21 protein-coding genes are annotated in these 23,842 nt (G+C 61.2%); 11 read left to right on the top strand and 10 right to left on the bottom strand.

Annotated elements, in window-relative coordinates; all coding sequences use genetic code 11:
- Positions 1-4 precede the first annotated feature (4 nt).
- The 9 genes from murD (at position 5) to lpxC (ending at position 10,519) form a co-directional block, all read left to right on the top strand.
- The gene (murD, locus tag ACGSLL_RS14460) at positions 5-1,351 is read left to right on the top strand and encodes a UDP-N-acetylmuramoyl-L-alanine--D-glutamate ligase (RefSeq protein ID WP_394506812.1); all 1,347 of its coding nucleotides are present in this window, start codon (positions 5-7) and stop codon (positions 1,349-1,351) included.
- Positions 1,348-2,565, top strand: a complete 1,218-nt coding sequence (gene ftsW, locus ACGSLL_RS14455) for a putative lipid II flippase FtsW (RefSeq protein ID WP_394506811.1) — start codon at positions 1,348-1,350, stop codon at positions 2,563-2,565. Before murD ends, ftsW begins: the two co-directional genes overlap by 4 nt.
- A complete protein-coding gene (gene murG / locus ACGSLL_RS14450) occupies positions 2,555-3,625 on the top strand; it encodes an undecaprenyldiphospho-muramoylpentapeptide beta-N-acetylglucosaminyltransferase (RefSeq protein WP_208939831.1) in 1,071 nt (356 codons plus the stop codon). Before ftsW ends, murG begins: the two co-directional genes overlap by 11 nt.
- Positions 3,618-5,078 (top strand): UDP-N-acetylmuramate--L-alanine ligase, encoded by a 1,461-nt coding sequence (gene murC / locus ACGSLL_RS14445; RefSeq protein WP_090286114.1) that lies wholly within the window; start codon positions 3,618-3,620, stop codon positions 5,076-5,078. Before murG ends, murC begins: the two co-directional genes overlap by 8 nt.
- Complete coding sequence (locus tag ACGSLL_RS14440; protein ID WP_394506810.1) at positions 5,075-6,049, top strand: D-alanine--D-alanine ligase; 975 nt, start codon at positions 5,075-5,077, stop codon at positions 6,047-6,049. Before murC ends, ACGSLL_RS14440 begins: the two co-directional genes overlap by 4 nt.
- 4 nt (positions 6,050-6,053) lie before the next feature.
- Positions 6,054-6,920: a cell division protein FtsQ/DivIB gene (locus tag ACGSLL_RS14435; RefSeq protein WP_073473459.1), complete on the top strand. Its 867-nt coding sequence runs from the start codon at positions 6,054-6,056 to the stop codon at positions 6,918-6,920.
- Positions 6,921-6,935: 15 nt separating this feature from the next.
- A complete protein-coding gene (ftsA, locus tag ACGSLL_RS14430; RefSeq protein ID WP_007916987.1) occupies positions 6,936-8,195 on the top strand; it encodes a cell division protein FtsA in 1,260 nt (419 codons plus the stop codon).
- A gap of 103 nt (positions 8,196-8,298) precedes the next feature.
- A complete protein-coding gene (gene ftsZ / locus ACGSLL_RS14425; protein ID WP_016986475.1) occupies positions 8,299-9,495 on the top strand; it encodes a cell division protein FtsZ in 1,197 nt (398 codons plus the stop codon).
- A gap of 112 nt (positions 9,496-9,607) precedes the next feature.
- Positions 9,608-10,519, top strand: a complete 912-nt coding sequence (gene lpxC, locus ACGSLL_RS14420) for a UDP-3-O-acyl-N-acetylglucosamine deacetylase (RefSeq protein ID WP_007916984.1) — start codon at positions 9,608-9,610, stop codon at positions 10,517-10,519.
- A gap of 177 nt (positions 10,520-10,696) precedes the next feature.
- Here the strand turns inward: lpxC and ACGSLL_RS14415 are convergent, their stop codons facing one another.
- The 6 genes from ACGSLL_RS14415 to ACGSLL_RS14390 all read right to left on the bottom strand — a co-directional run bounded on the left by ACGSLL_RS14415 (position 10,697) and on the right by ACGSLL_RS14390 (position 19,183).
- Complete coding sequence (locus tag ACGSLL_RS14415) at positions 10,697-12,205, bottom strand: sensor domain-containing diguanylate cyclase (RefSeq protein ID WP_394506809.1); 1,509 nt, start codon at positions 12,203-12,205, stop codon at positions 10,697-10,699.
- A gap of 179 nt (positions 12,206-12,384) precedes the next feature.
- Complete coding sequence (locus ACGSLL_RS14410) at positions 12,385-12,606, bottom strand: hypothetical protein (RefSeq protein WP_394506808.1); 222 nt, start codon at positions 12,604-12,606, stop codon at positions 12,385-12,387.
- Positions 12,607-12,884: 278 nt separating this feature from the next.
- Positions 12,885-14,249, bottom strand: coding sequence for a heavy metal sensor histidine kinase (locus tag ACGSLL_RS14405; protein WP_394506807.1), 1,365 nt, complete (start codon positions 14,247-14,249; stop codon positions 12,885-12,887).
- On the bottom strand, positions 14,239-14,916 hold the full coding sequence (locus tag ACGSLL_RS14400; protein WP_208939838.1) for a heavy metal response regulator transcription factor: 678 nt from the start codon (positions 14,914-14,916) through the stop codon (positions 14,239-14,241). The genes ACGSLL_RS14405 and ACGSLL_RS14400 overlap by 11 nt, the downstream gene beginning before the upstream one ends.
- A gap of 8 nt (positions 14,917-14,924) precedes the next feature.
- Complete coding sequence (locus tag ACGSLL_RS14395; RefSeq protein WP_394506806.1) at positions 14,925-18,026, bottom strand: multidrug efflux RND transporter permease subunit; 3,102 nt, start codon at positions 18,024-18,026, stop codon at positions 14,925-14,927.
- The gene (locus tag ACGSLL_RS14390; RefSeq protein WP_394506805.1) at positions 18,023-19,183 is read right to left on the bottom strand and encodes an efflux RND transporter periplasmic adaptor subunit; all 1,161 of its coding nucleotides are present in this window, start codon (positions 19,181-19,183) and stop codon (positions 18,023-18,025) included. The genes ACGSLL_RS14395 and ACGSLL_RS14390 overlap by 4 nt, the downstream gene beginning before the upstream one ends.
- An 865-nt stretch (positions 19,184-20,048) precedes the next feature.
- On the opposite strand from ACGSLL_RS14390, the gene ACGSLL_RS14385 reads away from it, so the two are divergent.
- Positions 20,049-20,354, top strand: a complete 306-nt coding sequence (locus ACGSLL_RS14385; RefSeq protein WP_394506804.1) for a type 1 fimbrial protein — start codon at positions 20,049-20,051, stop codon at positions 20,352-20,354.
- Positions 20,355-20,465: 111 nt separating this feature from the next.
- A complete protein-coding gene (locus ACGSLL_RS14380) occupies positions 20,466-20,705 on the top strand; it encodes a hypothetical protein (RefSeq protein ID WP_093098509.1) in 240 nt (79 codons plus the stop codon).
- A gap of 180 nt (positions 20,706-20,885) precedes the next feature.
- On the opposite strand, the gene ACGSLL_RS14375 is transcribed toward ACGSLL_RS14380, so the two are convergent.
- The 4 genes from ACGSLL_RS14375 to ACGSLL_RS14360 form a co-directional block, all read right to left on the bottom strand.
- Positions 20,886-21,635 (bottom strand): YkgJ family cysteine cluster protein, encoded by a 750-nt coding sequence (locus ACGSLL_RS14375; protein ID WP_394506802.1) that lies wholly within the window; start codon positions 21,633-21,635, stop codon positions 20,886-20,888.
- Between the two features lie 83 nt (positions 21,636-21,718).
- Complete coding sequence (locus ACGSLL_RS14370; protein ID WP_394506800.1) at positions 21,719-22,045, bottom strand: hypothetical protein; 327 nt, start codon at positions 22,043-22,045, stop codon at positions 21,719-21,721.
- Between the two features lie 147 nt (positions 22,046-22,192).
- Positions 22,193-22,651, bottom strand: coding sequence for a GNAT family N-acetyltransferase (locus ACGSLL_RS14365; protein WP_394506888.1), 459 nt, complete (start codon positions 22,649-22,651; stop codon positions 22,193-22,195).
- 27 nt (positions 22,652-22,678) lie between these two features.
- Positions 22,679-23,581, bottom strand: a complete 903-nt coding sequence (locus ACGSLL_RS14360) for a chemotaxis protein CheV (protein WP_090286091.1) — start codon at positions 23,579-23,581, stop codon at positions 22,679-22,681.
- Between the last annotated feature and the right edge of the window lie 261 nt (positions 23,582-23,842).

The raw sequence follows: 23,842 nt of genomic DNA, 5'->3' as shown, positions 1-23,842 counted from the left end.
ACGAGTGTCTCTGATCGCTTCTGACCACTTCCGCATCGTTGTCGGCCTCGGCAAGAGCGGCATGTCCTTGGTTCGCTTCCTGGCGAACCGGGGCGTGGCGTTTGCCGTGGCCGACACGCGGGACAATCCACCGGAACTGGCCACGCTCAAGCGTGACTATCCGCACGTGGAAGTGCGTTGTGGCGAGCTGGACGTCGAATTCCTCTGCCGTGCCGACGAGCTCTACGTGAGCCCCGGCCTGGCGCTGGCGACTCCGGCCCTGCAAGCCGCTGCGGCGCGTGGCGTAAAAATGGCCGGCGACATCGAACTGTTCGCGCGTAACGCGCGAGCGCCGATCGTTGCGATCACCGGTTCCAACGCGAAAAGCACCGTCACCACGCTGGTCGGCGAGATGGCCGCTACGGCCGGCAAACGCGTCGCCGTCGGTGGCAACCTCGGCACCCCGGCGCTGGATCTGCTCAGCGACGACGTCGAGCTGTACGTGATGGAACTGTCGAGCTTTCAGCTGGAAACGACTGACCAGCTCAATGCTGAAGTCGCCACCGTGCTGAACATCAGCGAAGACCACATGGATCGCTACAGCGGTCTGCCGGCTTATCACCTGGCCAAGCACCGGATCTTCCGGGGTGCGAAGCAATTTGTGGTCAATCGTCAGGATGCGCTGAGCCGTCCGTTGATCGGCGAGGGCCAGCCGTGCTGGACCTTCGGCCTGAACAAACCGGATTTCAAAGCGTTCGGCGTGCGTGAAGAGGGCGGGGAGAAATACCTGGCGTTCGAATTCCAGAATCTGTTGCCGGTGCGTGAACTGAAAGTGCGCGGCGCGCATAACCAGTCCAACGCCCTCGCGGCGCTGGCGCTCGGCCATGCGGTTGGCTTGCCATTCGACGCCATGCTGTCGGCCCTGCGCAACTTCACCGGCCTCGAACATCGCTGCCAGTGGGTGCGTGATCTCGATGGCGTCGCCTACTACAACGATTCCAAAGCCACCAACGTCGGCGCCGCTCTGGCCGCCATCGAAGGCCTCGGCGCGGACATCGACGGCAAGGTCATTCTGATCGCCGGTGGCGATGGCAAGGGTGCCGAGTTCAATGACCTGCGTGAGCCGGTGGCGGCCAACTGCCGCGCTGTGATCCTGATGGGCCGCGACTCGGACAAGATCGGCGACGCGATCGGCAATGCCGTGCCCTTGATTCGTGCAACCTCGCTGGTCGATGCCGTCGCGCAATGCCGCGCCGCCGCGCAACCGGGCGATGTGGTGCTGTTGTCGCCGGCCTGCGCCAGTTTCGACATGTTCAAGAATTATGAAGACCGTGGTCACCAGTTCGTCCGCGCTGTGGAGGAATTGGCATGAACCTGAGAAACATCATCAAACCGTACCCGTCGCCGTTGATCACCGGGCGTGGCATCGACCTCGATTTCCCGATGCTCGCCGGGTGTCTGGCGCTGCTCGGTCTTGGTTTGATCATGATTGCCTCGGCGTCCACTGAAGTGGCGGCGGCGCAGTCGGGCAGCCCGCTGTATTACATGATTCGCCACCTTATTTATGTGGTGCTGGGGCTGGGCGCGTGCATCGTCACCATGATGATCCCGATCGCCACCTGGCAACGCCTCGGCTGGATGATGCTGATCGGTGCGTTCGGTTTGCTGGTGATGGTGATCATCCCCGGCATCGGCCGCGAAGTGAACGGGTCGATGCGCTGGATCGGTTTCAGCTTCTTCAACGTGCAGCCTTCGGAAATCGCCAAGGTGTTTGTGGTGATCTACCTCGCCGGCTATCTGGTGCGTCGCCAGAAAGAAGTGCGCGAGAGCTGGATGGGTTTCTTCAAGCCGTTCATCGTGCTGCTGCCAATGGCTGGTCTGCTGCTGATGGAGCCGGACTTCGGTGCCACCGTAGTGATGATGGGCGCGGCGGCAGCGATGCTGTTCCTTGGCGGGGTCGGGCTGTTCCGCTTCTCGCTGATGGTGGTGCTGGCGGTCGGGGCCGTGGTCTTGCTGATTCAGATGCAGCCCTACCGGATGGCGCGTCTGACCAACTTCGCTGACCCGTGGGCCGACCAGTTCGGCGCCGGTTATCAACTGTCGCAAGCGTTGATCGCCTTCGGTCGCGGCGAATGGCTGGGTGTCGGCCTGGGCAACAGCGTGCAGAAGCAGTTCTACCTGCCAGAAGCGCACACCGACTTCGTGTTCTCGGTCCTCGCCGAAGAACTCGGCGCGGTCGGTTCGCTGTGCACCGTGGCGCTGTTCGTGTTCGTGTGTATTCGCGGCATGTACATCGGCTTGTGGGCCGAGAAGTCCAAGCAGTTCTTCGCCGCTTATATGGCGTATGGCTTGTCGTTCCTGTGGATCGGTCAGTTCCTGATCAACATCGGCGTGAACGTCGGCCTGCTGCCCACCAAGGGTCTGACCTTGCCGTTCCTCAGTTACGGCGGCAGTTCGCTAGTGATCTGCTGTGCCTGTCTAGGCTTGTTGCTGCGCATCGAGTGGGAGAGTCGAACCCACTTGGGCAGCGAAGAGATGGAATTCCATGAAAGCGACTTCGCCGAGGAGCCGACTCATGGGCGCTAACGTCTTGATCATGGCCGGCGGGACCGGCGGCCACGTGTTCCCGGCGCTGGCCTGTGCCCGCGAGTTTCAGGCGCGCGGCTACACCGTGCACTGGCTCGGCACGCCACGCGGCATCGAAAACGAACTGGTCCCGGCGGCCGGTCTGGAGCTGCATCGGATCAACGCCAGCGGCTTGCGCGGCAAGGGCAAGCTGTCGCTGCTCAAGGCACCGTTGATGTTGCTCAAATCGGTGTGGCAGGCGCGGGCGATCATGCGCCGGCTGAAGCCGGTGTGCGTGGTCGGCTTCGGCGGTTATGTGACCGGCCCTGGCGGCCTCGCTGCGAAACTGGCCGGCGTGCCGGTGATCGTTCACGAGCAGAACGCGGTCGCCGGCACCGCCAATCGGTTGCTGGTGCCGTTCGCCGCCCGAGTGTGTGAAGCGTTCCCCGACACCTTTACTCTGTCGGACAGCCGCCGTACCACCGGCAATCCGGTGCGCAGCGAGCTGTTCCTCGATACCTCGCGTCCTGCTCTGGCCGGGCGCAAAGCGCGTTTGCTGATCCTCGGCGGAAGCCTGGGTGCAGAACCGTTGAACAAATTGCTGCCTGAAGCCCTGGCCCAAGTCGCTGCCGACCTGCGCCCGGAAGTGTTTCATCAGGCCGGCAAGAATCACGATGCCGTGACTGCCGAGCGTTACCACGCCGTGGGTGTGGAAGCGCAGGTGCAGCCGTTCATCAAAGACATGGCTCAAGCCTATGGCTGGGCTGACCTGGTGGTGTGCCGCGCAGGCGCGTTGACCATCAGTGAGCTGGCTGCCGCCGGTCTGCCCTCGATGCTGGTGCCTTTGCCCCACGCGATCGACGATCACCAGACCCGCAACGCCGATTATTTGGCCCGCGAAGGCGCTGCCTTCCTGATGCCGCAAAGAACGACTGGCGCCGCGGACCTTGCCGCGCGCCTGACAGAGGTCTTGATGCAACCGCAACGACTCGAAGCAATGGCCCAAGCGGCCCGCCGTCTGGCCAAACCCGATGCCACCCGTAGCGTGGTCGATACCTGTCTGGAGGTGGCCCATGGTTGAGAATCAGAAAGCCATGCCACAACCGGAAATGCGCCGCATCCGCCGCATCCACTTCGTCGGTATCGGCGGCGTGGGCATGTGCGGTATCGCCGAAGTGCTGCTGAACCTGGGCTATCAAGTCTCCGGTTCCGACCTGAAAGCGTCGCCGGTCACCGAGCGCCTGGAATCCTTCGGCGCGCAGATCTTCATCGGCCACCGTGCCGAGAACGCCGCCGCTGCCGATGTGCTGGTGGTGTCGAGCGCGGTGAACACCTCCAACCCGGAAGTCGCGACTGCGCTTGAGCGTCGAATTCCGGTGGTACCGCGTGCGGAAATGCTCGCCGAGCTGATGCGCTATCGCCACGGCATCGCCGTCGCCGGTACGCACGGCAAAACCACAACCACCAGCCTGATCGCTTCGGTGTTCGCTGCCGGTGGCCTCGACCCGACCTTCGTGATCGGTGGTCGTCTGAACGCGGCGGGCACCAATGCCCAGCTTGGCACCAGCCGTTACCTGATCGCCGAAGCCGATGAGAGCGACGCGAGCTTCCTGCATCTGCAACCGCTGGTGGCCGTGGTCACCAACATCGACGCCGACCACATGGCGACCTACGACGGCGACTTCAACAAACTGAAGAAAACCTTCGTCGAATTCCTGCACAACCTGCCGTTCTATGGGCTGGCGGTGATGTGCCTGGACGATCCGGTGGTGCGCGAAATCCTGCCGCTGGTCAAACGTCCGACCGTGACCTACGGCTTCAGCGAAGACGCCGACGTGCGCGCAATCAATGTGCGTCAGCAGGGCATGCAGACATTCTTCACCGTGCTGCGCCCGGACCGTGAGCCGCTGGAAGTGTCGGTGAACATGCCCGGCAACCACAACGTGCTCAACTCGCTGGCGACCATCTGCATCGCTACTGACGAGGGCGTCAGCGATGAAGCCATCGTTCAGGGCCTCTCGGGTTTTCAGGGCGTGGGTCGGCGCTTCCAGGTCTACGGCGAACTGCCGGTCGACGGCGGCAACGTGATGCTGGTCGATGACTACGGCCATCACCCGACTGAAGTCGCCGCAGTGATCAAAGCCGTGCGCGGTGGCTGGCCGGAGCGCCGTCTGGTGATGGTCTACCAGCCGCATCGTTACAGCCGCACGCGCGATCTGTACGACGACTTCGTCAATGTACTGGCCGATGCCAACGTGCTGCTGCTGATGGAAGTCTATCCGGCCGGCGAAGAACCGATCCCCGGTGCGGACAGCCGCAAACTGTGCAACAGCATCCGTCAGCGCGGTCAGCTCGACCCGATCTACATCGAGCGTGGCGTTGATCTGGCGCCGCTGGTCAAGCCGCTGCTGCGTGCCGGTGACATCCTGCTGTGCCAGGGCGCCGGTGACATTGGCGGGCTCGCGCCGAAGCTGTTGAAAAGTGAATTGTTCGCTGGCGCCGTGGCGGCGTCGGTCGAGGGGAAGTTGAAATGACTGCTGCCTACGCCAAGCTGTTTTCCACGATCGCGCCGAAAGACTTCGGCCGCGTCGCCGTGCTCTTCGGCGGCCTGAGTGCCGAGCGTGAGGTTTCGTTGAAATCCGGTAACGCCGTGCTCGAGGCGCTGCAAAGCGCCGGCGTGGACGCGTTCGGCATCGATGTCGGCGAAGACTTCCTGCAGCGTCTGCTCAGCGAAAAGATCGACCGTGCGTTCATCATTCTTCACGGTCGCGGCGGCGAAGACGGCAGCATGCAGGGCCTGCTGGAGTGCGCGGGCATTCCGTACACCGGCAGCGGCATTCTGGCCTCGGCACTGGCGATGGACAAACTGCGCACCAAGCAGGTCTGGCACAGCCTCGGGATTCCGACGCCGCGTCACGCCGTGCTGTGCAGCGAAGCCGATTGTATTTCGGCGGCGACGGAACTGGGCTTCCCTTTGATCGTCAAACCGGCGCATGAAGGTTCAAGTATCGGGATGGCCAAAGTGAGTTCTGCGTCCGAGTTGATCGACGCATGGAAAGCGGCCAGTACCTACGATTCACAAGTGTTGGTCGAGCAATGGATTCAAGGTCCGGAGTTCACCATCGCCACTCTGCGTGACCAGGTGTTGCCTCCTATCGCTCTGGGTACACCGCACTCGTTCTACGACTACGACGCCAAGTACATCGCCAACGATACCCAGTACCGCATTCCGTGCGGGCTGAATGCCGCCAAGGAACAGGAACTCATGGATCTCACGGCCAAGGCCTGTGAGGCACTGGGTATCGCTGGTTGGGGCCGGGCGGACGTGATGCAGGACGCCGACGGGCAGTTCTGGTTCCTCGAAGTCAATACCGCACCGGGCATGACCGATCACAGTCTGGTGCCGATGGCGGCGCGGGCTGCCGGTCTGGATTTCCAGCAACTGGTACTGGCCATTCTGGCGGCCAGCGTTGAAGACGCTGGCAATAAAGAGGCGCGAGGTTAAGACCATGCAAGGCGCTCATCTGCGACATCAGCCCCCCGCACCCGGCCGCAAGCCGGTGCCGCGTGGCGCCAGCCGAATGGTGGCGAAAGAGCCGATGTCCGCGCGCCTGCCGAAAGCCAATTTCGGTTTTCTGAAAAGCCTGTTCTGGCCGGTACTGCTGGTGGCGCTGGGCTTCGGTACGTACGAAGGCGCGCAGCGGCTGCTGCCGTATGCCGACCGGCCGATCAGCAAGATCGCGGTGCAGGGCGACCTGAGCTACATCAGCCAGCAGGCGGTGCAGCAGCGCATCGCGCCATTCGTGGCGTCGAGCTTCTTCACCATCGATCTGGCCGGGATGCGCACCGAGCTTGAGCAGATGCCATGGATCGCCCACGCCGAAGTGCGTCGCGTGTGGCCGGATCAAGTGGTGATCCGCCTCGAAGAGCAACTGCCGGTCGCGCGTTGGGGCGACGAGTCGTTACTGAACAACCAGGGCCAGGCGTTCACGCCAAAGGAACTGGCGAACTACGAGCACCTGCCGCAGCTGTTCGGTCCACAACGGGCGCAGCAGCAAGTGATGCAGCAGTACCAGGTGCTGAGCCAGATGCTGCGGCCGCTGGGTTTTTCGATTGCACGCCTGGAATTGCGTGAACGCGGCAGCTGGTTCCTGACCACCGGTGCCGGCAGTTCCGGCCCCGGCATCGAGTTGCTGCTGGGACGCGGCAACCTGGTGGAAAAGATGCGCCGCTTCATCGCCATCTATGACAAGACGCTGAAAGAGCAGATTACGAACATTGCGCGCATCGATCTGCGCTACGCCAACGGCCTCGCTGTTGGCTGGCGGGAACCCGTAGCGCCGACGACAGCCCAACCCGCTGTCGCAAAGAATTAAGAAGAGGCAGGACCCATGGCAAACGTGCAAAGCGGCAAAATGATCGTCGGTCTCGATATCGGCACCTCCAAGGTGGTGGCGCTGGTCGGCGAGGTTTCCGACGACGGCTCGCTGGAAATCGTCGGGATCGGTACCCATCCGTCCCGTGGCCTGAAGAAGGGCGTGGTGGTCAACATCGAGTCCACCGTGCAATCGATTCAGCGCGCGATCGAAGAAGCCCAGCTGATGGCCGGCTGCCGCATTCACTCGGCATTTGTCGGCGTGGCCGGCAATCACATCCGCAGCCTGAACTCCCACGGCATCGTTGCGATCCGTGATCGTGAAGTCAGCTCGGCGGACCTTGAGCGTGTGCTCGACGCCGCTCAGGCCGTGGCGATCCCGGCCGACCAGCGCGTGCTGCACACCTTGCCGCAGGATTACGTGATCGATAACCAGGAAGGCGTGCGCGAGCCACTGGGCATGTCCGGCGTACGTCTGGAAGCCAAGGTTCACGTGGTCACCTGCGCCGTCAACGCCGCGCAGAACATTGAAAAATGCGTGCGTCGCTGCGGTCTGGAAATCGACGACATCATTCTCGAGCAACTGGCCTCGGCCTACTCGGTACTGACCGACGACGAGAAAGAGCTGGGCGTGTGCCTGGTCGACATCGGCGGCGGCACCACCGACATCGCGATCTTCACCGAAGGCGCGATCCGGCATACCGCGGTGATCCCGATTGCCGGTGATCAGGTGACCAACGACATCGCCATGGCGTTGCGCACCCCGACCCAGTACGCCGAAGAGATCAAGATCCGTTACGCCTGCGCCCTGGCCAAACTGGCCGGTGCCGGCGAAACCATCAAGGTGCCGAGCGTTGGCGACCGTCCACCGCGCGAACTGTCGCGTCAGGCCCTGGCCGAAGTGGTCGAGCCGCGTTACGACGAACTGTTCACGTTGATCCAGGCCGAGCTGCGTCGCAGCGGCTACGAAGACCTGATCCCGGCCGGCATCGTGCTGACTGGCGGCACCTCGAAGATGGAAGGCGCCACTGAACTGGCCGAGGAAATCTTCCACATGCCGGTACGCCTCGGTGTCCCACATGGCGTCAAGGGCCTGGATGACGTGGTGCGCAACCCGATCTATTCCACTGGCGTTGGCTTGTTGATGTACGGCCTGCAAAAGCAGTCCGACGGGGTTTCGTTCTCCGGCATCGGCAGCCGCGACAGCTACAGCAACGAAGAGCCGCAGGCACCGTTGCTGGACCGCTTGAAGAAGTGGGTTCAGGGAAACTTTTAAAAGCAGCTTGAAGCGACAAGCTTCAAGCGGCAAGCAACTGCAGTAGATACACCGCAACAAACAGCAGTAGGCGAAAAAACTAGAGAATGTAAGGAGAGGGAAAATGTTCGAACTCGTAGACAACATCCCCGCAAGCCCGGTAATCAAGGTTATCGGTGTCGGCGGTGGCGGCGGCAACGCTGTCAATCACATGGTCAAGAGCAACATCGAAGGCGTTGAGTTCATCTGCGCCAACACCGATGCTCAGGCGCTGAAAAACATCGGCGCGCGGACCATTCTGCAACTGGGCACCGGCGTGACCAAAGGTCTGGGCGCGGGCGCCAACCCTGAAGTCGGTCGTCAGGCCGCGCTGGAAGACCGCGAGCGCATTGCCGAAGTGCTGCAGGGCACCAACATGGTGTTCATTACCACGGGCATGGGCGGCGGTACCGGTACCGGTGCAGCGCCGATCATTGCCGAAGTGGCCAAGGAAATGGGCATCCTGACCGTTGCGGTCGTGACTCGTCCGTTCCCGTTCGAAGGCCGCAAGCGTATGCAGATCGCCGACGAAGGCATCCGCATGCTCTCGGAAAGCGTTGACTCGCTGATCACCATTCCGAACGAAAAACTGCTGACCATCCTCGGCAAAGACGCAAGCCTCTTGTCGGCTTTCGCCAAGGCAGACGATGTACTGGCCGGTGCCGTTCGCGGTATCTCCGACATCATCAAGCGTCCGGGCATGATCAACGTCGACTTCGCCGACGTGCGTACCGTGATGAGCGAAATGGGCATGGCGATGATGGGCACTGGCTGCGCCAGCGGTCCGAACCGTGCACGTGAAGCGACTGAAGCGGCGATCCGCAACCCGCTGCTCGAAGACGTCAACCTGCAGGGCGCACGCGGCATCCTGGTGAACATCACCGCAGGTCCCGACCTGTCGCTGGGTGAGTACTCCGACGTCGGTTCGATCATCGAAGCCTTCGCTTCCGAGCACGCCATGGTCAAGGTCGGTACCGTTATCGATCCGGACATGCGCGACGAGCTGCACGTCACCGTAGTCGCTACCGGTCTGGGCGCGAAAATCGAGAAGCCTGTGAAGGTCATCGACAATACCGTTCACACCTCCATGGCATCGGCGCAGGTGCAACAACCGGCTCCGGCCCGCCAGGAAGCGCCAGCGGTGAACTACCGTGATCTGGACCGTCCGACCGTCATGCGCAACCAGGCTCAGGCCGGTGCTGCGGCTGCCGCGAAGATGAATCCGCAAGATGACCTGGACTACCTGGACATCCCGGCATTCCTGCGTCGTCAGGCCGATTGATGGAATGTATCAGGCCTATGAAGGTGATTGGTGTTCAGCAAAGGCATGGTCTGCTATCATCGCCAGCCTTTGTTGATACCAGTTCGCAATTTGCGCTGAAGCGGCCCAAGCCATGATTAAACAACGCACACTGAAAAATATTATCCGTGCCACAGGTGTAGGCCTGCACTCCGGTGAGAAGGTCTACCTGACCCTCAAGCCTGCGCCTGTCGACACTGGCATTGTGTTTTGTCGCGCTGACCTCGACCCTGTGGTGCAGATTCCTGCCCGCGCGGAAAACGTCGGTGAAACCACTATGTCGACGACGCTGATCAATGGCGACGTCAAAGTGGACACGGTAGAGCACTTGCTCTCGGCCATGGCTGGCCTGGGCATCGATAACGCCTACGTCGAGCTCTCCGCGTCCGAAGTCCCGATCATGGATGGCAGCGCTGGACCCTTCGTATTCCTGATTCAATCGGCAGGCCTGGAAGAACAGGACGCCGCCAAGAAATTCATCCGCATCCTGCGTGAAGTGACAGTGGAAGACGGCGATAAGCGCGCCACTTTCGTGCCTTTCGAAGGGTTCAAGGTGAGCTTCGAGATCGATTTCGATCACCCGGTTTTCCGGGACCGCACCCAGAGTGCAAGCGTGGACTTTTCCAGCACTTCGTTCGTAAAAGAAGTCAGCCGCGCGCGTACCTTTGGTTTCATGAGTGACATCGAGTACCTGCGCAAGCACAACCTCGCACTCGGCGGCAGCGTTGAAAACGCAATCGTGGTCGACGCCGATGGCGTGTTGAACGAAGACGGTCTTCGTTATGAAGACGAATTCGTCAAACATAAGATCCTCGATGCAATTGGCGACCTGTACCTGCTGGGCAACAGCCTGATTGGTGAGTTCAAAGGCTTCAAGTCCGGTCATGCACTGAACAACCAGCTGCTGCGCAAGTTGATTGAGCAGACAGACGCTTGGGAAGTGGTGACGTTCGAAGACGCCAGCACCGCACCGATCTCTTACATGCGCCCGGTTGCGGCCGTGTAAGTAAAAAACCTCTCTAGTTTTTTGAAGGCCATCCTCGGATGGCCTTTTTTTATGCCTGTGGTTTTTGGGTTGCTTGCATTGGCGCCTTCGCGAGCAGGCTCGCTCCCACATTTGAAATGCATTCCCTGTGGGAGCGAGCCTGCTCGCGAAGGCGGCGTCGTTATCACCACAGAACCTTCAGGAAGCCACCACCACCCGATTACGCCCCCCTTCCTTGGCCTGATACAACGCCTTGTCCGCCGCAAACAGCAACTGCTCCAGCGTCATTTCGCTGACTGTCGTCCAGGTAGCAATGCCGATACTCACCGTCATCGCCCGTTCAGCCTCGTCCACCCGCGGCAGTTGCTCGACTGCCTGGCGAATATGCTCGGCAATGCGCTGCGCGCCCTGGCTGTCGGTCTCGGCCAGAATGACTGAAAACTCCTCACCGCCATACCGCGCCACCAGATCCGCCGGTCGCCGCACGTTTTCGCCAATCACCTGCGCCAGGGTTTTCAATGCTTGATCCCCGGCCTGATGCCCATGACGGTCATTGAAGGCCTTGAAGTGATCGGCATCGATCATCATCACTGACAAGGGCTGCCCCGAGCGCTGGGCGCGAAACCATTCGTGGCGCAAGGTCTGATCGAGCATGCGTCGGTTGGCCACGCCGGTCAGATCATCGGTAGCCGCCAGTTGCCCCAGCTCGCGCTCGGCACGCTGGCGCAAGCGCAGTTCACGAGCGAGCAGCCAGGTCAGCCACAGCAACCCCACGCACAATACGCCGGTGGCTCCGCTGATCAGCAGCGCGGTGCGTCGCCAGGTACCGAACACTGCGTCGCTGGACAGCGCGACCATTACCGTCAGCGGCAAATTGCCGACCCGCGAATACGTATACAGGCGCTGCTGCTGATCCATGCTCGAAGTGCTGGTGAAACTGCCTTTGCCGTCCTTGTCGCTGAGGATTTTCAGCACATTGGGACGGTTGCCAAAGCTCTTGCCGACCGAGTCGCTTTGCAGATAGGGCTTCTGCGCGAGCAGCACGCCATCGCTGTTGATGATGTTCAGCGTGCTGTCTTTACCGATATCGAGGCTGTTGAACAATTGATCGAAGTAATCAAGCTTCAGCGACGCCACCGCCACGCCGGCGAACTCGCCGGTTTGCGTGGAGATCCGGCGGCTGAAACTGATCCGCCACTGATTGGCTTCATCGCAGTCGCAGCGGGTCTGGAACGGTCGGCTGATGAACATGCCGATATCACGGTTGAAGGCGTGGGCGAGAAAATAATCACGGTCGGCAAAATTGCCCGGCTTCGGCTCGACCCGTGAAGAGTCGGCGACGACATTGCCGAGCCTGTCGAGCAGCAGGATATCGCCCTTGTAACGCGCCGTGGTCGAGCGGTCGAACAGCGCCAAATGACGTATTTGTGGCGAGACGTTCTGCAGGTCATCCCGTTGCGCGGCGGCAATCAGGCCTTGCAGCGTCAGGTCGTACAGCTCTACCGTGCGCAGCACATCGGCGTCGATCAGTTGCGCAATGGTCGTGGCGCTGCGAGTGGCGGATTCCTGGGCGCTGGCGTGCTCGCGGATGAGCAGGAAGGTGACGATGCACACGATCGCGATCACGCTGAGCAGGCTGCCACAGATCAACAGCCGCTCGGGGCGTTTGGATTTGCCCGTGGTGGACGGGGTACGGCTTACGATCATGATGAGATGTCGGTTGGGATGATCTTCTTAGCGTAGTTAAACACACGCCACAAAACCCTGTGGGAGAGAGCATTCCAAAACGAAAAAAGGCCGCTGAAAATCAGCGGCCTGCAATGACGACGGTTGAACGGGAAGAGCCAAACAACCGCGTCGAGGGAAACGGTGGCGCGGTGTGCGACTCAGCTGTCGGTTTCGCCGACTGGCGTCTGCGAAGTGCCAGCCTGCGGGGCTTGCGTGGCGTCTTGTGTCTTGGCCATCACTTCGGCCTGATGCTGATCGAATGCTTGCGCGCGGGCGATATTGTGCGCCACGAATGTTTGCGATTCTTCAGCCATCGCCATCGGCGACAGGATCAATGAGGACAAAACGAACGCGCTGGCAATACCCATACTGTTGGACATCTTGAAAACCTTCTCGCTTGGCGAGTGCTGTTTGGTGCGGGCAAAGATAAGGTTGCCGGGCTTGGGGAAACAGCGTGATTTTCATAAATGACTGTTACAGCAAGAGCAAAGATCAATCGCGTGTAACTGATCGTTCCCATGCTCCGCGTGGGAATGTATCCACGGACGCTCTGCGTTCGGCTTGAAAGGGACGCGGAGCGTCCCGGGCTGCATTCCCACGCAGAGCGTCGGAACGATCGGTAGAGAGAGGAACTCGGTCAGTCTCCGATCAGGGGCTTTTAGATCGGTAGATGAATGCCGAACGTGTTGATGCCGCGATCACTGCGCACAAAAACATCCCCACCATGCATCAACGCAATCGCCTTGACGATCGCCAGTCCCAACCCATGGTTATTGCCACTGTTACGCCGTGAGGCATCGACCCGATAGAAACGTTCGAACAAGCGTGGCAAATGTTCACCGGCAATCGGCAATCCGGGATTCGCCACACCGATGCTCACCTGATGTTCCCCGACCTCGATGCACACTTCTATCACCTGACCCGGCTCGGTGTGCTGCACCGCGTTGCTGAGCAGATTGATCAACGCCCGACGCAAATGCGCGACCTCGATCTGCACCTGCGCATCGCCGCTGACCCGCACTTCAACCTGCGCGTCTTCGAGAATGAAATCCAGGTAGTCCAGGGTCGTCGCCACTTCATCGGCCAACGACGTAGAGGTGAGTCGGGTGGCTTTGTTGCCTTGGTCGGCGCTGGCCAGAAACAGCATGTCGTTGATGATCGAGCGCAGCCGTTCCAGCTCTTCCAGATTCGATTGCAGCACTTCGAAATAGTGTTCGGCCGAACGCCCGCGAGTCAGCGCCACTTGCGTCTGGCCGATCAGGTTGGTCAGTGGCGAACGCAGTTCATGGGCGACGTCGGCGTTGAATGATTCCAGGCGTGAATAGGCCAGTTCGACGCGCTCCAGGGTCGAATTGAACGACTCGACAAACTGCGCAAGCTCCGGCGGCAATGGCGACAGACGCAGGCGCCCGGCCCTTAGCGGTGGCGCCAGGCGCTGGGCTTCCTGGGACAACTTGATCAACGGTTGGAGGCCAATTCGCGCCACCCAGTAACCCAGCGCCGAAGCCAGCAGCACGCCGACGATCGCCAGGCTGATCAAGGCAATCAGCAACTGATGTTGGGTCTGGTGAAAGGTCTCGGTGTCGATGCCGATCATGAAGCGCAGCGGCGGGCGCTGGTCCTTGGCCGGGAACTGGCTGACCAGCACTTTCAGCGGCGCGGGCTGATCCGGCAATTGCAGGTCACGCATGCCCAGCGGGCCGTTGGCGACCGCGCGGATCTGTGGCGTGAGGTTGCCGTATTCGTATTGCGGGTTACCGCTGGTGATCCAGAAGCTGATGCGTTTGTCTTCCTCACCGAGCAGCTTGAGCTTGTTGTTGATTTTCACCCAGTGCTCCGGCGTGCCGTAACGGCCGACGGTGGATTCGAGCACGCTGTAACGCGCGTCGAGTTCGGCTTCGGGAAGCAGACCCAGGCCCTTGTCGACTTGTTGATAGAGCGCACCGCCAATCAACACAAACACCAGCAGCGCCACCAGGGTGAACATTCCGCTGAGGCGCAGGGCAATCGAGTTACTGCGCACCACGGCTCTCCAGCACATAACCCATGCCGCGAATGGTGTGCAGCAGTTTCTCGTCGAACGGACCGTCGAGTTTGGCGCGCAGGCGTTTGATCGCGACTTCGACGACGTTGGCGTCACTGTCGAAATTGATGTCCCAGACCATCTCGGCAATCGCGGTTTTCGAGAGGATTTCACCCTGGCGGCGGGCGAGCACGCTGAGCAGCGAGAATTCCTTGGCCGTCAGGTCCAGCCGGGTGCCGGCGCGGGTGGCTTTGCGGCTGATCAGATCGATCCACAGGTCAGCGATGCTCACCTGTACCGGTTCGTGGCCGCCGCTGCGCCGGGTCAGCGCTTGCAGGCGCGCGACCAGTTCGAGGAAGGAAAACGGTTTTCCGAGGTAATCGTCGGCGCCATCGCGCAGGCCTTTGATACGGTCCTCGACGCGCTCGCGCGCGGTGAGCATGATCACCGGGGTCTGCTTGCGTGCACGCAAGGCACGCAGCACGCCGAAGCCATCGAGCGCCGGCAGCATGACGTCGAGGACGATTACCGCGTAATCGCTTTCCAGCGCAAGGTGCAGGCCCTCGACGCCGTCGCGGGCCACGTCCACGGTATAGCCTTGTTCAGTGAGGCCGCGGTGCAGATAGTCCGCGGTTTTTTCCTCGTCTTCGATAATCAGAACGCGCATGACCCGCCTCAGTCTGTGGTCGCCAATGCCGTTGCCGGCACAGGTCGGGGCCGGTGGAACAGCCGCTCGAGCCATAAGTATATGACCGGCGTGGTGAACAGCGTCAGCATCTGGCTGACCAGCAAACCGCCGACCACCGCGATACCCAGCGGCTGGCGCAGCTCGGCGCCGGTGCCGTAACCGAGCATCAGCGGCAGGGCGCCGAGCAGGGCGGCGAGGGTAGTCATGATGATCGGCCGGAACCGCGTGATGCACGCCTCGAAAATCGCGTCTTGCGGCGACAGGCCTCGCTGGCGTTGCGCTTCGAGCGCGAAGTCGATCATCAGGATGCCGTTTTTCTTGACGATGCCGATCAGCAACACCAGCCCGATCAACGCCATGATCGAAAAGTCCTGACCACAGATCCACAGCATGATCACCGCGCCCAGACCGGCCGCCGGCAACGTCGAAATGATCGTCAGCGGATGCACGAAGCTTTCATAAAGCACGCCGAGAATGATGTACACCGCCACCAGCGCCGCAAGGATCAGCCATGGCTGACTGGCCAGCGAACTCTGGAACGCCTGCGCCGCGCCCTGGAAATTGCCGCTGATCGCGGTGGGCATGCCGATCTCGGCTTTGGCCTGATTGAGCAGAATCACCGCGTCGCCCAATGCCACGCCGGGCGCGAGGTTGAACGACAGATTCGCCGCCGGGAACATGCCGTCGTGGGCAATCGACAGTGGGCCGATGGTCGGCGCATCGAAGCGGGCCAACGCCGACAGCGGGACCATCTCGCCACTCAGCGGTGAACGCAGGTAGAAATAATTCAGGCTTTCGGCCTTGCCGCGCTGTTGGGTGTCCAGTTCGAGGATCACGTTGTACTGGTTGACCTGAGTCTGGAATTCATTGATCTGCCGTTGGCCGAAGGCGTCGTACAGCGCTTCATCGACATCGCTGGCGGTCAGGCCGAAACGCGCGGCGGCGCTGCGGTCGATGCTGATGTGGGTGATGCTGCCGCCCAGTTGCAGGTCATTGGAAATGTCGCGGAACGCCGGGTTGCTGCGCAGTTTTTCGGTCAGGCGTTGCGTCCACGTCGCGAGGGTCGCGCCGTCGTTGCTCTTGAGTACGTATTGGTACTGCGCACGGCTCGGGCCGGAGCTGAGGTTGATGTCCTGGCCGGCGCGCAGATACAGCACGATGCCGGGGACTTTCATCAATTGCGGGCGGATGCGGTCGATGAACTGGCTGGCGCTGACGTCGCGATCGCCGCGTTTTTTCAGGGCAATCCAGAAGCGTCCGTTGGCGATGGTCTGGTTGCTGCCGGAGACTCCAACCGAATGGGAAAACGCCTGTACCGCCGGGTCGGCGGCGACGATTTCGGCCATCGCCAGGTGTTTTTTCACCATGTCGCCGTAGGAGATATCTGCGGCTGCTTCGGTGGTGCCGAGGACAAAACCGGTGTCCTGCACCGGAAAGAAACCTTTCGGGATAAAGATGTAACCGCCGATCGCCAGTGCCAGCGACAGACCGAACACGCCGATCATTAATTTCTGGTGATCAAGGGCGCGGCGCAGGCCTTTCTCATACCAGCCGAGCAAGCGTTCGCTGAAGCCCGGTTTGTCGTGCGCGTGGTGCGTCGGTTTGCGCATGAACAGCGCCGCCAGCGTCGGCGCCAGCGTCAGCGAAACCACTACCGAAATCATGATTGTCGAGGTCGCGGTCAGGGCGAATTCCTTGAACAACCGTCCGACCACACCGCCCATGAACAGCAGCGGAATGAACGCCGCCACCAGCGAGAAGCTGATCGAGACCACTGTGAAACCGATCTCGCCCGCACCTTTGATCGCCGCTTCGCGCATGTCGTCGCCGGTCTCCAGATGCCGGTGGATGTTTTCCACCACCACAATCGCATCGTCGACGACGAAGCCGACTGCGACGACGATCGCCACCAGCGTCAGGTTGTTCAGGCTGAAACCGAGGACGTACATCAGGGCGAAACTGGCTACCAGCGAAACGCCGAGCACCGCCGAGACGATCAGCGTCGCCGACAACTGGCGCAGGAACAACGCCATCACCGCGACCACCAGCAGGATCGCGATCAACAAGGTGATCTCGACTTCGTGCAGCGAGGCGCGGATGGTCTGGGTGCGGTCGATCAGGGTTTTCACCTGCACCGAGGCTGGCAGCATGGCTTCGAGGCCGGGCAGGGCGGCTTGAATGCGGTCGACCGTTTCAACAATGTTGGCGCCGGGCTGACGCGAGATCACCAGGTTTACTCCCGGCCGGTCACCGGCCCAGGCCTGCACGTAGGCATCTTCGGCACCGTTGACGACCTTTGCGACATCGCGCAGGTGCACCGGGGCGCCGTCCTTGTAGGAAACGATGAGCTGGCTGTAGTCCTCGGGATGGAACAACTGGTCGTTGGTCGACAGCGTGGAAATGCTCGACTCGCCGTACAGCGCACCCTTGGCGAGGTTGAGGCTGGTCTGCTGGATCGCCAGCCGAATGTCGGCGAGGGTCAGGCCGATTGCCGCCAGCTTATCCGCCGAGGCCTGCACGCGAATCGCCGGACGTTGCTGACCGGTAATGTTGATTTGACCTACGCCATCGATCTGACTGATCTGACGCGCCAGCAGGGTTTCCACCAGATCGCTGAGTTCGGTACCGGGCATCTGCGTCGAACTGACGCTAAGGATCAGCACCGGGCTGTCGGCCGGGTTGACCTTCTTCCAGGTCGGCAGCGTCGGCATGTCCTTGGGCAACTTGCCGGCGGCGGTGTTGATCGCCGCTTGCACTTCCTGAGCGGCGGTGTCGATGCTTTTGTCGAGGGTGAATTGCAAGGTCAGCAGGGTCGAGCCCAGCGCACTGCTTGAGGTCATCTGGGTCATGCCGGGGATGGCGCTGAATTGCACCTCCAGCGGTGTGGCCACCGATGAGGCCATGGTGTCAGGGCTGGCGCCGGGCAACTGCGCCGACACCTGGATGGTCGGAAATTCCGCTTCCGGCAGTGGCGCAATCGGCAAGCGCGGGAATGCAATCACGCCCACCAGCACCAGCGCGATGGTTAACAGAATGGTCGCGACCGGGTGATCGATGCACCAGGTCGAAACGCCTTTGTGCGCCTTCATCGGCCCGGCTCCGCTTGCACCACTTGCGGCGGTTCGCTCATGACCTGCACGGTCGCGCCGGGCTTGAGTCGCGACTGGCCATCGGTAACCAGCACATCGCCAGCGTTCACGCCCTTGATGATGTCCTGACCGCTGCCCTGATAAACCATTTGCACCTGCACGGCTTCAACCTTGTCGCCGTTGACCCGGTAAACGAAGTGTTGATCGAGGCCGCGCTGTGCGACCGTGGGCGGAACCACCAGCGCATCCTTGTCGAGTGCAGTCTGAATTTTTACCGTGACCAGCAGACCGGGCCAGAGCTTCTGGCTGGCGTTGGCGAATTCGGCCTTGGCGCGAATGGTGCCGGTGTTGGCGTTGATCTGGTTGTCGATCAGGGTCAGGTGACCTTCGCCGAGCAGGTTGGCGGTTTCGCCATCGGTGTCAGCGCCAATGTAGGCCTTGACCGGCGCGCGCTGCGGATCGTTGATCAGGCTTTGCAGGGTCGGCAGCATTTGCTGGGGCAGGGAAAACTCGACGGCGATCGGGTCGATCTGGGTCACGGTAAACAGGCCGGCGGTGTCGGTCATGCGCAGGAAATTGCCTTCATCGACCGTACGAATGCCGACGCGGCCGGTGACCGGGGAGCGGATCTGCGTGTAGGAAAGTTGTACCTGCGCCGCGTCGATCGAGGCCTGATTGCCTTGGGCGGTGGCCTTGAGCTGATTGACCAGTGCTTGCTGCTGGTCGTAGGTCTGTTTCGACACGCCGTCATCGACGCTGAGCAGTTTGTAGCGTTTGAGGTTGATCAGTGCGACTTGCAGTTGCGCCTGGCTTTCGCCCAGTTGTGCACGGGCCTGATCGAGGCTGGCGCGGATCGAGCGGTCGTCGATGGTCGCCAGCAGGTCGCCTGCTTTGACCAACTGGCCCTCCTTGACGAGGATTTTGGTGAGGATGCCGTCGATCTGTGGGCGCACCACTACGCTGTGCAGGGAGAGGACCGAGCCGATGCCGCTGGTGTAGCGGGGGACGTCTTTTGCGCTGACCGTTACCACTCGCACCGGGATGGCGTTGGGGGCGGCGAGTTTGGCCGGGGCGGGTTTGAGTGCAAACCAGAGGCCTGTGGCTGCCAGCAGGATCAGCAGGGTGGCGAGCAGGGCTTTGTTTTTTTCGATTCGCATGCGGTGTGGCGCCGATGGGTTTGGAGTTTGGGCAGGTTGGAGCTTTATATACGGGTTTGGGGGTCAGGAGGGTGACGGCTGGCTGACAGCGCTGTCAGTTTCGGCTGTTTACTTGGCGGCCTCAGGGCCGACCATGCTCTTGGGGTTTGTTTTGGGTGAATATCCGTTGCTTCGGGTGCTGCGGCTGGCGGTTTCGCCCTTACGGCGAGTCCCTTTTTCAAACGCCAAAAAGGAACCAAAAGGCTTTGCTCCTGCGTTCGGCCCTCGCAGGCTCGGGTCCCTTCGCTCCGGGACTGATCCGGGCGCAGCGGCTACGGTTTGCTTCGCTGCACCTACTTCCGCTGTGTCTGGCTGCGCCAGACGGTCGCTGCGCTCCCACGCCCGGATCAATCCCTGCGCTCAGCCTTCCGATGTCGCTGGTTAGGCAAGATCAAGGGCACTCGAGCTAACGCTCATTGTTGAGTGGTTAGAAGCGGGTGGTTGGCTTGGGATTTTCGGTGGATTCGCCCCTCACCCCAGCCCTCTCCCGAGGGAGAGGGAGCCGATTCTGGTTGGCTTTGAGGTTTGCGTTCGACTCGTTTTCGCAGGTCGGTGTACCTCTCGCATCCACCCCGGTCAGTCCCCTCTCCCTTTGGGAGAGGGCTAGGGTGAGGGTTGGTTTTTGGCCGTTAAGTCATGTGTCTCATCTGCACATATCTGCCAGCCAAAGGCTTCTACCTTTTCTCGATCGGTCCCAAAAAGCGCCTACCTTTCCCGATTCAAAGCCAATAAACCCACTACGCTTCTCAAGATTCGCCCTCAAACGCGGATAACGCTTGTATAGCTCGGATTTTCTCCGGGCCGATCGCTGCGGAGTGTCCTTGAAATGAAGCTGAAAACCGTAATGCCGTACGTGCTTCTCTTGCTTCCATTGACCGCGTTGGCCGCGCCTGGCAGTCAGTCCGGGGAGATTCGGTTCAGTGGGCAGATTGTCGATGCGGGCTGTGTGGTCGAGCGCGTCGGGGCGTTGGCGGGGAATGAGTCGCGGCGGGTGGAGTTGCAGCCGGGGCTGGCGTTCGATGTCGATACCCATCGCAATGCGTGCAGTGGGCAGTCGCTGCCGATTTCCATGCGTTACGAAGCGCTGAAAACTTCCAGCGACAAAGGCATCGTTACCGTCTCGTATCTGTAAACCGTTCGGCGTTCGATGCAATTCTTCAGGTGCCGAGCCAGGGCGTGCAGGTATACTGCGCGCCTTCGCGGCTCACTGATCGGGCCCGACTTGCTGCTTTGCGGAGCTTTTATGACTTCCCCGACCCTGCCGCCGGTTGACGACGCTGTGAGCGCTGTCCCGGTTGAATTGGCCGACGCCAACGACACCAAAGCCGAAATCCCGGCGTTCAAATTCCCGTTCAAGCCGGGTGACCTGGCCGCTGCCAAAGGCTCCAATCAGCCGTGGTACAAGAACGGCGCGAAGAACGGCCATACCAAAACCCCAGGCATGGCGCCGCCGGGTACGCGTCGTTCGATGGGCAAGCGCTGAGGTTCACTCGCGCCCTTGGTGACCGCTGTGATTTCCACCACAGTGCCCGAGTCGGTCTCTTCGCGAGCAGGCTCGCTCCCACAGGTTTTTCGGTTGTTCATGAAATTTGTGTACGACACAAATTCCTGTGGGAGCGAGCCTGCTCGCGAAGAGGCCCGGATAAGCGCTAGAGAATCCGCATCAAGCCGCCCGCAGCGATATGAATGCATAGGTCTGCGCCGGTTCGGTCACCACCTGCGCCCCAGCCGTCACGACTTGCGCCGCAACATCCTCTCCCGACAAATGAAACAGCCACTCGCTCGACGCAGTCGTTGAGGGCTGCTCGCTCACCTGATCGATCATCGCTGCAAACGCGCTCATATTCGGCAGATACGCCGTGAACCCGTCGCCTTTCAGCGCCGTGGTGCGAATCCCGAGCAATGCGCAGATCGCATCCTTGCTTTGGATGTCATCGCGATCGGCCTGACGCGAACGCTGGATCAACTCGATCAATTCCTGATCGACCAATTCGCCCCCGGCAATCAATAAGGGCCCCTGTTCCCAGGATTCTGGCGGGCAATCCTTGGCCGCTGGGTTGAGCGGGATGTGCGGGTTGATTTCCGCCGGATAGATGCGGCATACCAGAGGTCGCCGCTCATAGATCCGGCAGAGCTTGTCTTCGTCAAGATTCCGGCAGGGGCCGACGTTGTACGCGGCGAAGGTGATCGCCACATGGGCATCGGTGCTGCCGCTGCGGACCCGCACTGAACGGCGTTCGGCGTGCTCGCGTTGCGCCATCGGCAGACCGAGGCCGTTGCCGAGAAAGGCCTCGACCAGCACGATTACCTGTCCACCGTCCGCCGCCCACATGCGCGCCTCGGCCAGGGTCAGCGGGACATGGTGGTCGGTGCAGCATTTACCGCAGCCTACGCAGGAAAACGTCGTATTCATTGAGCGATCTGTCTTCAATCAGGGTGTGAACCGGCGGCGTAAAACCACCGTACAGGCCTGCATCGAAGCAAGTTGTGCGCCACTCAGCGGCTTTTTGCGGGCGGGCGGATCGAGTCCCACTCGGTGACGAATGCGCTTTTCGCGGATTTGCTGTACAGGCACAGCTCGGTGCCTTGCTGGCCCTTCATGTGTTTTTGCGGGTACTGGCCTTGCAGGAGCACGGCGGTGTAACCGACGCGGTCATCGAATTGTGCCGGGGTGCCGACCGGTTTGGCGTTTTTCAGGCCGCTGGCCTTGGTACAGCTGGCGAGCACGGTTTTGTCGTAGGCGGCCCAGGCGTCTGGGCTGGAGGCGTGGGCCTGGGAGGCGAGGGCGGTGAGGCAGAGCAGGCTGGCGGTGACGGCTTTCATGGTGGGCGTCCTTGGTCGTGGGTGGCCAGGGTTGGAGTCTGCCTGATAACGGAAGTTGCCTGGGCTGGCCTTTTCGCGAGCAGGCTCGCTCCCACAGTTTGAAATGCATTCCAGGGTGGGAGCGAGCCTGCTCGCGAAAGCGATGGGTCAGTCCGGCACCAATTCCCGGCGAAGCACATACATCCCGGCACTCTCATACAGCCGCTGCGCCCGCAGATTGTCTTCCAGCACCTTGAGATCAACAAACCCTTCGCGCCGCTGCTGGAACACCGTGAACGCATTAAGCAGTAGCGCCCGACCCAATCCACGCCCCTGTAACCGCGGATGCACCACCAGATTCTTGATGTACGAACTGGTCCAGCACTGCGCCACACCCACCACGCCATCGGCATCGCTGGCGATAAAACACAGCGCCGGATCGTATTCGGGGTCGCTTTCGAACCGTTGCTGCCAGACCTCAAGCGCCGGCACCCGGCCACCGCCCTCGAAGTAGCCGAGTTGCATCAGCGCGTGCACGGCGGCTGCGGATTGCGGTTGGTAAGTGCTGACCTCGACACCGTCCGGCCAGCGGATGTCCGGCAGATCTGCGCGCAGATCGCGGCGCATCAGCAAGCAGAATGTTTCAGTCAAAACTCAATGACCTTGCGCCGCAACGTGTTTGGCCGCTTCGATCAGGCAATGGGTCAGTTCCGGCGAGGAGAATTTGGTCAGCACGCCGTTGGCCCCGGCCAGTCGCGCTTTCTCGCTGTTCATCGCGCTGTCGAGCGAGGTGTGCAGCAGCACATACAAATGCGCAAAGTCCGGGGTCTCGCGCAGGGTGCGGGTAAAGGCGTAGCCGTCCATCTCGGACATTTCGATGTCAGAGACGATCAGGTTGATCTGTTGCGCGGTGCCTTGCAGGTCGAGCAGGCAGTCGATGGCTTCCTTGGCGCTGCGTGCGGTGTGGCATTGCAGGCCGAGATTGCGCAGGGTGTGCACCGACTGCTGCAGCGCCACCTGGCTGTCGTCGACCACCAGAATCCGCGCGTTGCCGAGCACTTCGGCGTCTTCCATGGTCAGGTCGGTCGGGGCCATTTCGATCTGCGCCGGGGCGATGCTGTGGATAACTTTTTCGATATCCAGCACCTGCACCAAAGTGCCGTCGACCGAGGTCACGCCGGTGATGTAAGCGCGCGAACCGCCGGAACCGAACGGCGGCGGTTTGATGTCGGTAGTCAGGCAGTGGACGATCTTGCTCACCGCCTGAACGTGCAGACCCTGCTTCGAGCGGCTGACATCAGTGACGATCAGGCAGCCACCGTTCGGATCTTCCAGCGGCCGCTCGCCGATGGCCCGGCTCAGATCGATCACCGACAGCGAGGCGCCGCGCAGGGTGGCGATGCCTTTTACGTGCGGGTGCGACTCCGGCAGCTTGGTCAGTGGCGGGCAGGGGATGATTTCGCTGACTTTCAGCAGGTTGATCGCCATCAGCTTGCCGCTGCGCAAGGTAAACAGAAGAAGCGAAAGTGAATCTGCGCGGGCTTTTGTCGAGGACATTTGGACCTTCTGTGGAAAAGGTGATGGGCGAGGGTGGAGTCGCCGGAAACCATTGATGCCGGGTTATCGGCTTGATTGGGGTGGGCTTTAGGTGGTTGTCGGCTGGCTTGCAGATCAAGAGCCCCTCACCCCAGCCCTCTCCCGGAGGGAGAGGGAGCCGACCGGGTTGTTCAATGTTATGCATCGACCTGAGAAACCGAGGTGATTATAGATTCGGCAAAGCAGATTCAGGTCGGTGAAGTTCTTCAATATCCCCCAACC

It is taken from the genome of Pseudomonas retamae, from assembly GCF_043496865.1.
In the GTDB taxonomy this organism is placed as follows: Bacteria; Pseudomonadota; Gammaproteobacteria; order Pseudomonadales; family Pseudomonadaceae; genus Aquipseudomonas; species Aquipseudomonas retamae.
This window is presented reverse-complemented; position numbering and strand designations above follow the sequence as displayed.